The sequence below is a fragment of the Staphylococcus sp. FSL W8-0774 genome, from assembly GCF_038006785.1.
GTDB classification, from domain to species: domain Bacteria; phylum Bacillota; class Bacilli; order Staphylococcales; family Staphylococcaceae; genus Staphylococcus; species Staphylococcus pasteuri.
In genome coordinates this window covers 2336228-2346558 of record NZ_JBBOVW010000001.1, presented here as the reverse complement: position 1 = coordinate 2346558, position 10331 = coordinate 2336228, and the positions used below count along the sequence as shown (strand labels likewise).

General features: G+C 30.1%; 12 protein-coding genes. 6 read left to right on the top strand and 6 right to left on the bottom strand.

All coding sequences use genetic code 11. The features are described from left to right. Nucleotides 1-57: 57 nt before the first annotated feature. Both NSQ15_RS11555 and NSQ15_RS11550 read right to left on the bottom strand, forming a co-directional pair. Nucleotides 58-417: a DUF1304 domain-containing protein gene (locus tag NSQ15_RS11555; protein WP_070451606.1), complete on the bottom strand. Its 360-nt coding sequence runs from the start codon at nt 415-417 to the stop codon at nt 58-60. Between the two features lie 154 nt (nt 418-571). Next, complete coding sequence (locus NSQ15_RS11550) at nt 572-772, bottom strand: cold-shock protein (RefSeq protein WP_002450876.1); 201 nt, start codon at nt 770-772, stop codon at nt 572-574. 374 nt (nt 773-1146) lie between these two features. Here NSQ15_RS11550 and NSQ15_RS11545 point away from each other — a divergent pair, with 374 nt between their 5' ends. The 4 genes from NSQ15_RS11545 to NSQ15_RS11530 all read left to right on the top strand — a co-directional run bounded on the left by NSQ15_RS11545 (nt 1147) and on the right by NSQ15_RS11530 (nt 5067). After that, the gene (locus NSQ15_RS11545) at nt 1147-2169 is read left to right on the top strand and encodes a methionine ABC transporter ATP-binding protein (RefSeq protein ID WP_017638304.1); all 1023 of its coding nucleotides are present in this window, start codon (nt 1147-1149) and stop codon (nt 2167-2169) included. Nucleotides 2170-2173: 4 nt separating this feature from the next. Then, nucleotides 2174-2833, top strand: coding sequence for a methionine ABC transporter permease (locus NSQ15_RS11540; protein ID WP_124760221.1), 660 nt, complete (start codon nt 2174-2176; stop codon nt 2831-2833). Between the two features lie 38 nt (nt 2834-2871). Further along, nucleotides 2872-3714: a dipeptide ABC transporter glycylmethionine-binding lipoprotein gene (gene gmpC / locus NSQ15_RS11535; protein ID WP_017638306.1), complete on the top strand. Its 843-nt coding sequence runs from the start codon at nt 2872-2874 to the stop codon at nt 3712-3714. 348 nt (nt 3715-4062) lie between these two features. Further along, complete coding sequence (locus NSQ15_RS11530; RefSeq protein WP_017638307.1) at nt 4063-5067, top strand: LysM peptidoglycan-binding domain-containing protein; 1005 nt, start codon at nt 4063-4065, stop codon at nt 5065-5067. Between the two features lie 185 nt (nt 5068-5252). On the opposite strand, the gene NSQ15_RS11525 is transcribed toward NSQ15_RS11530, so the two are convergent. Together NSQ15_RS11525 and NSQ15_RS11520 are read right to left on the bottom strand one after the other, a co-directional pair. Next, nucleotides 5253-6761 (bottom strand): glycosyltransferase, encoded by a 1509-nt coding sequence (locus NSQ15_RS11525; protein ID WP_029056565.1) that lies wholly within the window; start codon nt 6759-6761, stop codon nt 5253-5255. Nucleotides 6762-6989: 228 nt separating this feature from the next. Beyond that, nucleotides 6990-7274, bottom strand: coding sequence for a hypothetical protein (locus NSQ15_RS11520; RefSeq protein ID WP_017638309.1), 285 nt, complete (start codon nt 7272-7274; stop codon nt 6990-6992). Between the two features lie 163 nt (nt 7275-7437). Here NSQ15_RS11520 and NSQ15_RS11515 point away from each other — a divergent pair, with 163 nt between their 5' ends. Together NSQ15_RS11515 and NSQ15_RS11510 are read left to right on the top strand one after the other, a co-directional pair. After that, nucleotides 7438-7824: an NUDIX hydrolase gene (locus NSQ15_RS11515; protein ID WP_070451601.1), complete on the top strand. Its 387-nt coding sequence runs from the start codon at nt 7438-7440 to the stop codon at nt 7822-7824. A 12-nt stretch (nt 7825-7836) separates the two neighbouring features. Next, entirely contained in the window at nt 7837-8301 is a 465-nt protein-coding gene (locus NSQ15_RS11510; RefSeq protein WP_340747166.1) for a GNAT family N-acetyltransferase, read from the top strand. Nucleotides 8302-8359: 58 nt separating this feature from the next. Here the strand turns inward: NSQ15_RS11510 and NSQ15_RS11505 are convergent, their stop codons facing one another. Next, a complete protein-coding gene (locus NSQ15_RS11505; RefSeq protein WP_070451597.1) occupies nt 8360-9133 on the bottom strand; it encodes a YibE/F family protein in 774 nt (257 codons plus the stop codon). Continuing rightward, nucleotides 9130-10242, bottom strand: a complete 1113-nt coding sequence (locus NSQ15_RS11500; protein WP_108000493.1) for a YibE/F family protein — start codon at nt 10240-10242, stop codon at nt 9130-9132. Before NSQ15_RS11500 ends, NSQ15_RS11505 begins: the two co-directional genes overlap by 4 nt. Between the last annotated feature and the right edge of the window lie 89 nt (nt 10243-10331).

Sequence of the window (10331 nt, the reverse complement as noted above, 5' to 3'; positions counted from 1 at the left end):
GAATGGCCTTTTATTATAAAAAAACCGTTAAATCGAGTTTCGATTTAACGGAAATAATTAAAAAATTAATGATAAGAGAGCTAGAATTGGTAATAGACCTTGTTTAATAATGATAGACTTTTGACTTGTTAAACTACCATAGATTGCAACTATAATCATATATACAAGAATACATATAATGAGTTCTCTAGGATGATTACTAAAAAATGTCGCATAAATTACGAAAAGACCGAGAAGTCCATTATAAATACCTTGATTTTTCATTAATGTATTTAAATTTTTATCTTCTAATGCAGATTGACTCATTTTAAAAGTTTGACTAGTTTTTTTAGAGCTTGTCATAAATGTTTGAAGTATCATAATAAAGATAAACTCAATTGCTACAAGTAGTATCAAAATAATTGAGAGTAAACTCAAAGTTAAATCATTCCTTTATGTATTAATAGTTATAAAAAATGTAAAAGATATAGATATACTTTCTAATAATAATAGATGTATAAGAAGACTGACTAGTATTTTATTAAATTTAAGCATAAAAAAAGCAACCATTACGGTTGCTTTGAAAATGTTATTACATTTTTACGACATTAGCTGCTTGTTCTCCACGATCGCCTTCAACGATGTCGAATTCAACTTTTTGTCCTTCTTCTAATGATTTGTATCCTTCTTCAGCGATTGCTGAGAAATGTACGAATACGTCGCTTCCATCTTCTCTTTCGATGAAACCAAAACCTTTTTCTGAATTAAACCATTTAACTGTACCGTTATTCATATCGAATACCTCCGTGTGCTTTTGCACTAAATATTTGTAACAAATTTCATTAATCAAAAGGAGTATATTCTAAACAAATAAACTTCAATCAAATTCACGACCTTTTATTACGTTAGATTAACTATACACCCATAAACTATATAAGTAAAGTAAGAATTATAATTAATGTTAATTATTGATAGATAATCGGTATAGATGAAATGGGGTTGTTGTTGAAAACTGTTAATTATTATGGAACATCTAAAACAAAGAAGTTAAAATAATTGCTATTTTTAGAAAAATCAGAAAATGGTGTTGACTAGATCACGCCCTTACAATATAATGCAAATATTCAGATAATAATTATCGGGATTAAAACAGGAGGAGGGTTATGATTGATTGAATTTAACAATGTAAATAAAGTATTTCATAAAAAGAAAGAAAAGATACATGCATTGAAAAATATATCATTCACGATTAATCAATATGATATTTTCGGTGTCATAGGGTATAGTGGCGCAGGTAAAAGTACCTTAGTTAGATTAGTGAATCAATTAGAACATGCTACTGATGGACAAGTAATCGTTGATGGACATGAAATTAATACATATAAGGAAAGAGAATTACGTAAAGTTAAAAAAGATATCGGTATGATATTCCAACATTTTAATTTATTGAATTCTAAAACAGTCTTTAAAAATGTAGCAATGCCCTTAATTTTAAGCGGAAAAGATAAAAAAGAAATTCAAGAAAGAGTGGATTCCATATTAAAATTTGTTGGTTTAAGTGATAAAAAGAATCAATTTCCTGATGAATTATCGGGTGGACAGAAACAAAGAGTTGCCATTGCTCGTGCCCTAATAACTAATCCTAAAGTGTTGTTATGTGATGAAGCAACAAGTGCACTTGATCCTGCTACAACCAATTCAATATTAAACTTATTGAGTAATGTAAATAAAACATTTGGCGTAACAGTGATGATGATCACACATGATATGAGTGTTATACAAAAAATTTGTAATAGAGTAGCAGTTATGGAAAATGGCGAAGTAGTTGAGATAGGTGACGTTAAAGAAGTATTTAGCAATCCTAAAACCAAGACCGCTCATAACTTTGTAACTACTGTAGTCAATATGGAACCTTCTAAATCACTCATAGATTCTTTTAATCGTTATAAAAATGAAAGTGATATTGATTTAAAATTATTTATTGATCAAGAACAAATTGAATATCCTTTATTAAATGAAATGATAAACAACTATCATTTAAATGTGAATGTCTTGTTTTCATCTATGTCTGAAATACAAGGAGATACGGTTTGCTATATGTGGATTCGTATCAAAAAAGATGAAAATTACAAGAAATTTAATCTTAATTCATTTTTTGAAAATAACAAAATACATTATGAGGAGGTTTAGATAAATGTTTGGTTCTAGTTTAGATTCATCACAATTAATGCAAGCACTATATGAAACACTTTATATGGTTACAGTAGCATTGGTAATTGGCGCATTAATCGGCATACCACTAGGTGTATTACTAGTTATTACTAGGAAAAATGGGATTTGGCCCAATGCGATTTTACATCAAATACTTAACCCCATCATAAATATATTAAGATCTATACCTTTTATTATTTTACTAATTGCAATTATACCTTTTACCAAAATGTTGGTAGGTACTTCTATAGGTACGACTGCTGCAATTGTTCCTTTAACAGTGTATGTTGCACCTTATATTGCAAGACTTGTAGAAAACTCATTATTAGAAGTAGATGATGGTATCATAGAGGCCGCAAAAGCAATGGGAGCGTCTCCTATACAAATTATCCGTTATTTCCTACTTCCAGAAGCATTAGGATCACTTATTTTAGCAATTACAACTGCCATTATAGGCTTAATAGGAAGCACAGCAATGGCTGGAGCTGTTGGTGGCGGAGGTATAGGTGATTTAGCACTTGTATATGGTTACCAACGTTTCGATACAATCGTCATCGTCATAACTGTAGTTGTATTAATTATAATTGTACAAATTATTCAATCACTCGGTAATTTTATTTCACGTAAAATTAGAAGAAATTAAAATCTATTTATTTCCATGATATAGGAGGCGTAAACAATATGAAGAAAATTTTAGGAGTAATTATTTTAGCGGTATTAGTATTATCTGCTTGTGGTGGGAAGAACGACAAACAAGTTACAGTTGGTGTAGCATCTAATGACACTAAAGCATGGGAAAAAGTGAAAGAACTAGCTAAAAAAGATGGTATCGATGTACAAATCAAGCATTTTTCTGATTATAATGTTCCGAATAAAGCATTAAGTGATGGAGACATCGATATGAATGCCTTTCAACATTTTGCGTTTTTAGATCAATATAAGAAAGCACATAAAGATGCCAAAATCTCAGCAATGAGTACAACGGTATTAGCACCTTTAGGTATTTATTCAGATAAGATAAAAGATATAAAAGATGTGAAAAAAGGAGCTCAAGTAGTTATACCAAATGACGTATCAAATCAAGCACGTGCACTTAAATTATTAGAATCAGCAGGCTTAATTAAATTGAAAAAGGATTTTGGTTTAAATGGCACTACAAAAGATATAGTTGATAACCCTAAAAATTTAAAAATTAAAGCAGTCGATGCACAGCAAACTGCACGCGCATTATCAGATGTAGATATATCAGTTATTAATAATGGTGTGGCGACAAAAGCAGGAAAGAATCCAAAGAAAGATCCAATTTATTTAGAAGATCAGAATTCTGATGCAGTACAACCGTACATTAATATTATTGCAGTTAATTCAAAAGACATAGATAATAAAACTTACAAAAAAATAGTTAAGTTATATCATTCAAAAGAAGCTCAAAAAGCATTGAAAGAAGATACTAAAGATGGCGAAAAACCTGTAGATTTATCTCAAAAAGAAATTAAAGATATTGAAAAAGAACTAAAAGAATAATGATTAGTCTTACATCGAGATAGTAAGAAGTATACATTTTCAAATTGTTAGAAACTATAACAAAAATGTATTTGCCTTACTTTCTCGATGTTTATTTTATGAAAGCAAATAATTTTAAAAGTAACATTATGAAAAACAAAATGTAATTTGTAACTTTAAAGTGTAAAGAGGAAATGTGCAATTTATATAGTAGAAATGTATTTTATGTAAGAATCAATTTGATAATATTATTATATTTGTAATCATAATGTCATGAAATACAAATATCATATACATATAAAACAAGTATAATAGATATTGTATAAATAATCCGAGATATAAATAGAGTATTTTAGGAGGAATAAGTAATTGAATAAAAAAATTATTGCTGCAATCGTTGGAACTAGTGCAGTAAGCGCTATTGCAGCAACGCAAGCCGATGCAGCAACAACGACACATAAAGTTAAAAGTGGAGAGTCACTCTGGTCTATATCGAATAAATATGGTGTTTCCGTTTCGAAATTAAAATCATTAAATGGAATGACATCTAATATAATATTTCCAAATCAAGTTTTAAAATTATCGGGATCAACTAGTAGTACGAGCAAACCAAGTAATTCAACTTCAACAAGTAGTTCATCTACTTATACAGTTAAAGCAGGAGATACATTATCTTCAATTGCTTCTAAGTATGGAACGAGCTATCAAAACATAATGAAATTGAATGGTTTGAATAGCTTTACTATTCATCCTGGACAAAAATTAAAAGTATCAGGAAAAGCTACTAGTACAAGTAAGCCAAGTAGCTCAACAACTACAAGTGGTAGTTCATCAACGTATACAGTTAAAGCAGGAGATTCATTATCTTCAATTGCGGCTAAATATAACACATCTTATCAAAAAATTATGAGTTTAAATGGGATGTCTAACTTCTTTATTTACCCTGGACAAAAGTTAAAAGTAACAGGAAGTGCTACTGCATCTAACACTGGTTCTAGTAATGCAAGTGCAAGTAATAATGGTTATAAAACACCTGTTTTCAATCATCAAAACTTATATACATGGGGACAATGTACTTATCATGTATTTAACCGTCGTGCTCAAATCGGTAAAGGTATTAGTACATATTGGTGGAACGCTAACAATTGGGATAACGCAGCAGCAGCTGATGGTTACACAATTGATGGTAAACCAACTGTTGGTTCAATCGCACAAAGTGATGCAGGATATTATGGTCATGTAGCATTTGTAGAACGTGTTAACAGTGATGGTAGTATTTTAATTTCAGAAATGAATTGGGCTGCTAAACCTGGAATTGTAACATATAGAACAATTCCATCATATCAAGTAAGCTCATATCGATACATTCACTAATAAATAGATATAACAATGGACTACTGATTAAGTTAATTAACTTTTTCAGTAGTTTTATTTTTTATTCATATAAATTGGATACGTGAAATTAGAAGTAATGACTATTGTAGAGAATTCAATCAATTATATTATTCACAAATAAAACATCCACCTCACCTTTGAATAGGTAAGATGGATGTTTAGCATTAAATTACATTTAAATGTTCAAGCAATTGCTTATAGTTATTTACTGCTGATGAATAATAAAGTTTTTCATTATTTTTAACATTTGTTAATGGATGTTCGATAATTTGAGTCATATATTCAGCCAACTGATTAATATTGTTGGCTTCTACTAAGTAACCGTTTTGACCATGGTCAATAATTTCATTCGGACCGTATCTAACATCGTACGAAACAACTGGACAACCCATTGAAATACTTTCCATAATCGTTAAACCAAATCCTTCGTAGCTACTTGTTAAGAGAGATGCTTTAGATTTTTTGAATTCTGCTAATGGATTCGATGTATATTTGTGAATACTCACTTTGTCATTTAACTGATATGTTTCAATTAAATCATCCATCATTGCTCTTTGATTATCCACATCTCTACCGAAAAGCGCCAATTTGGTCTGATGACCACTTTTAAGAAATTCATTATAAGCTTTGAGTAAGTGATCTAATTGTTTTTCTTTACTGAATCTACCTATAAACACGAAGCGGTCTTCTTTTTCATCGTCTTTAGTTGGCTCTTTAGCTGTAGTATCCTCAATAAAATGTGGTATAAGTGTAAATTGGTTATCTGCAATATCGTACATTTGTTGAATATCTTCTTTTTGCTGCTGAGTCAAAACGATAAATTTTTCTACATTTTCTTTATGTTCAAAGGCGTATTTAAATGATTTTTTAATTTTTTCACCAGATAAGTGTGAACTATGCAGAACTAATATGTTTCGTGTTTGATGTGATTGGGAGAGTAGCGGATCGTCTAAAAGTCTAGCATCGCAGAATACGATATCATCATCATTGAATTTATGTTCAAAATAGTATTTTGCAAAAGCTTTGTCGTCAGAGAAAGTTTCATAGACTTCTCCGTTTTTAAGTAATTTAACAAGATTCACACTATTTTTATCATTATCTTTAAAATGACGTTCACAGTACATTTCACCGTCAGGGTAAAACATCATTTCCTGGCTTTTCTTTTTTGAACCGTCAAAATAGTGAAGTACTCTATGTAAATAACCATAAGAGTTGTATTCATGACGCATTGTTTTCATACCTGTTTCTGGAGAGATAACATCTTCGTAATGTAATATTGAGTTGTTAGAAAAATATTTTCTAAAACGTACTAATTGATGATTTTTGTCATAATATTTAATTTCATGATTTTGAGGATTTTTTTCAGCTTTAAGACCAGAAATACGTTTTGATACTTTATTATATTTTGGTTTCTTTAAAATTTTGGTCTTTGGAACATCATAAATTTTGAAGTTTGTTAACCATTCATAAATATTTTCAAATTCTATATTATCTGTAACTTTATGATCTTCTAAAAATTTTTTATAAATATTGGGATAGTTTCTATTATAATTCGTCGTCAAAATTTTAGTCGGTACATTAAATTCTTCATCGATTAACTTTATTCTTCTTAATAAGGCTTGTGTTCTACCACCATGTGAGGGAGGTAAAGTGGACGTGACTGTATAAATCATGTTGCAAGCTCCTTTCGGTAGTATCTATAGATTATTATAAAATGATAAATCCAACATTATTCAATTTTGAATTATTGTCATAGTAAGATTTTTTAATGAAAATTACAAATATTTTGATAAATAGTTGGTTAAAATGAAATGTGAAAAATAGGAAGACGTTAGTTTGATGATATGAATGAATATAGCCTAAGACACCAATGTCCTAGGCTACTAAAAATTTATTTGTGTTTATTTGAAATCATCTGAGTATTCGTTTTTAACTTTTCTAAAGCTAGTAAATAAACGTGTACCATTAATTGCAAAAGATACTAAAGCGTTTAATTTACGGAATTTACTAGCAGATTTAATTGATACATAAAAGTCTATGATTGTTCCTAATGCACTTAAACCTAATGATAAATAAACAAGTTGTTTATTTTTAGCATCATATCTAATACCATTATATCCATCAACAATAAAGCCTGCGATTCCAAATAAATTTGATAAACGTGTTGTACTTGATTTTGTTGCCATGATTTTACCTCCAATGTAATTGGTTTGATATACTGATTACCCATATTTTATTAATTATACACTAAAAATTATAAAATGATGAAACAAACCTTTAGTGGAATTATGATAACATAATACTAAATATATTTTGAATTTTAAAATATTGGAAAAGGGAGTTAATTACATGATTAAGTGTGTTTGTTTAGTTGAAGAAACAAAAGATCAAATTTTACTTGTACAAGTGCGTCATCGTGAAAAATATTATTTCCCGGGTGGTAAAATTGATGAAGGAGAAACACAATTAGAAGCACTTATCAGAGAACTTAAAGAAGAATTAAATCTTCATCTTTCAGATAGTGAGTTATCATATATAGGCACAGTAGTAGGTGAAGCTTATCCGCAGGAAAATATGCTTACAGAACTAAACGGATATCGTGCTACCACAGCGATCAATTGGGATAATATACATACAGATAATGAGATTACTGATATTAAGTGGATTAATAAAGATAATGTTGATATGATTGCACCTGCCGTTTTAAAATGGATTAATGAAATGTCTGCAGAGTAAATAGGTGAGAATATGAATATATTGAAATATAAAGATAAATATTATGATGCAGTAAAATCAATAGAATTATTAGATGATGATTTACGATTTGCTAAACCACCATTAGATAACTTAGCATCTGCAAAGACAAATGGAAATAGGCATCCTACCCTAGTGATGGAAGGGCAGCAATGTTTGGCTTTCTTTACTTTACACGAAGGTGACGGTCCAGAATCGTATTCATCTAATCCTAATGCGATTTTCTTTAGATCATTTGTTGTAGATGCTCGTTATCGTGGTAAAGGCATTGGTAAATATGTAATACAACAACTTGATCAGTATATTAAAGAAGTATATCCACATATTAATGAAATTGTTTTAGTTGTAAATACTGATAATCCAAAAGCGAAATATATATATGAACAAGCTGGCTATCGACATACAGGTAAATCTACAATGATAGGTAAACCTGTTTATATTATGTCACATACAATTTAAAAAGCAGAACGTAGATAAGAATGATGAAGCATGTTTCATTCCTACGTTCTGCTTTGTTTTATTGTTTTGTATTTGGCTGATTTATTTTTCTTTTAATTAAAAATGCAGTTATCCATGCGGTGATAGGGATACTTATAGCAACAGCGATACCACCGAATAGGATTGAGATAAATTCTTGTGCAAATATTTTTGAATTAATGATATGACCGAATGAATAATTGAGTTTGAAGAACCAGAAAAACAAAGTCAACTGACCGCCAAAATAGGCCAAGTATATTGTGTTTGCAGATGTGGCTAAAATTTCTCTACCTACACGCATCCCTGATTGGAATAATTGATGTTGACTTAAATTTGGGTTCGTCTCATTGAGTTCGTACATAGGTGAACTAATGGTTATGGCTAGGTCGATCACTGCAGCTATCACTGCTAAAACGATAGTAAATATCATGAATTGGACCATGTTGATGCCAATGTTCATTGAGTATACATATGTTTCGTCTTGTTGTTCTGTAGCGAAACCTTGTAAATGACCAACATTTACTGAGATGTATATGGCTAAAATTAAAATTACTGTCGTTACAAGTGTGCCTATAAAGGCGGCTTGTGTTTTAACGTCGTAACCGTTTAAGATGAATAAATTACATGCAGCTACAACGATACAAAATATAATTGTCGTGAGATAGATAGGGACTCCAAAGATAATCATTAAGATGCTAATAATGAGTACAATAAAGTTTAAGAATAATGTAGCAAATGATATTAATCCTTTTTTACCACCAAAAATAATCATTAATATTAATAATAAGAGACTTAATATAGTAATAGCACTCATCGTTGATGTCCCCTTACTTTAAACCATAATTCCATTAGAGCAATCGTAATTGGAATCGTTAAGACAATACCAATACCACCTATTAGAGCGCGGGCAACTTCTAATGACCAATTCATAGAAATAGTATAAGTAATGGTATTAGCATTTTTTAAATAAATAAGGAACATAGGCAAACTACCAGCTAAATAGGAAAATAATAAAATATTTGTCATTGTTCCCATAATATCTTGCCCAATGTTTCTTCCAGCAAGAGCCCATCTTTTCATACTAATTTGTGGTGTGCGTTGGAGTATTTCATTCATACCACTAGCAATAGTGATAGCAACATCCATCACAGCTCCTAGTGAACCAATTAACACAGAAGCTAAAAATACATCTTTAGGTGGTAATGTTAGGAAACTCATCGTTTCATATTTAATACCGTTGCCATGTGTCATACGAATGACTAGCTCAGCAATACCTATACAAAGGAAGGTTCCGGCTAATGTTGAGATAATAGTGATAAGTGTACGCATTCGCCATCCAATAACGAGTAATAGAGTGAGCGTTGTCGATACAATCATAGCTATTACCATTAATAAGAATAGACTAGTGCTACCTATTTGATTATGAATGTATATGGCTCCTAATACTGCTATTGAATTTAATATGAGTGACAGAATGGATTGCAAGCCAACTTGTCTACCTACTAATAGTATAGTAATAAGGAAAACACCGGTTATAAGGACGACAAGACTATCACGCTTTTTTTCAATAATATAAGCATCATTCGGTTTTTTAGAGATATGTAATAAAACTTTATCGTTTTTAGAAAAACGTTCTGAATCAGCCTGTGACTTAACATAGTCGTTAGTAATCGTTGATTTAGCGCCTTCAAATTTACCATTCAAAATTTGGATAGTAAGTCGATCTTTATATTTGATATCTTTGTTATGCTGTTCGTCAGTCACATGTTGTGTATTGACTCTTTGTACATCTGTAACTTTACCTATAGGCATTTGATAGAACTTTTCGTTAAATAACGTAAAGATAAATAATCCTATAAAAAGGAAGATGAATATCATAACGATCCAATAAAATTTATTTTTGAAAAAGGCATGGAATTGCATTCAATAACCCTCAATTCTACAGTTGAAATAATAGAATGATTATACGATTATTTGATTTATATTTCAAAAATTAACGTAGCCTTTAATTT

What these genes read in the sequence shown, in the direction of transcription:
- NSQ15_RS11550 (WP_002450876.1), bottom strand. Translation starts at nt 772, where the DNA reads ATGAATAACGGTACAGTTAAATGGTTTAATTCAGAAAAAGGTTTTGGT.
- NSQ15_RS11540 (WP_124760221.1), top strand. Translation starts at nt 2,174, where the DNA reads ATGTTTGGTTCTAGTTTAGATTCATCACAATTAATGCAAGCACTATAT.
- gmpC (WP_017638306.1), top strand. Translation starts at nt 2,872, where the DNA reads ATGAAGAAAATTTTAGGAGTAATTATTTTAGCGGTATTAGTATTATCT.
- NSQ15_RS11525 (WP_029056565.1), bottom strand. Translation starts at nt 6,761, where the DNA reads ATGATTTATACAGTCACGTCCACTTTACCTCCCTCACATGGTGGTAGA.
- NSQ15_RS11520 (WP_017638309.1), bottom strand. Translation starts at nt 7,274, where the DNA reads ATGGCAACAAAATCAAGTACAACACGTTTATCAAATTTATTTGGAATC.
- NSQ15_RS11515 (WP_070451601.1), top strand. Translation starts at nt 7,438, where the DNA reads ATGATTAAGTGTGTTTGTTTAGTTGAAGAAACAAAAGATCAAATTTTA.
- NSQ15_RS11510 (WP_340747166.1), top strand. Translation starts at nt 7,837, where the DNA reads ATGAATATATTGAAATATAAAGATAAATATTATGATGCAGTAAAATCA.
- NSQ15_RS11505 (WP_070451597.1), bottom strand. Translation starts at nt 9,133, where the DNA reads ATGAGTGCTATTACTATATTAAGTCTCTTATTATTAATATTAATGATT.
- NSQ15_RS11500 (WP_108000493.1), bottom strand. Translation starts at nt 10,242, where the DNA reads ATGCAATTCCATGCCTTTTTCAAAAATAAATTTTATTGGATCGTTATG.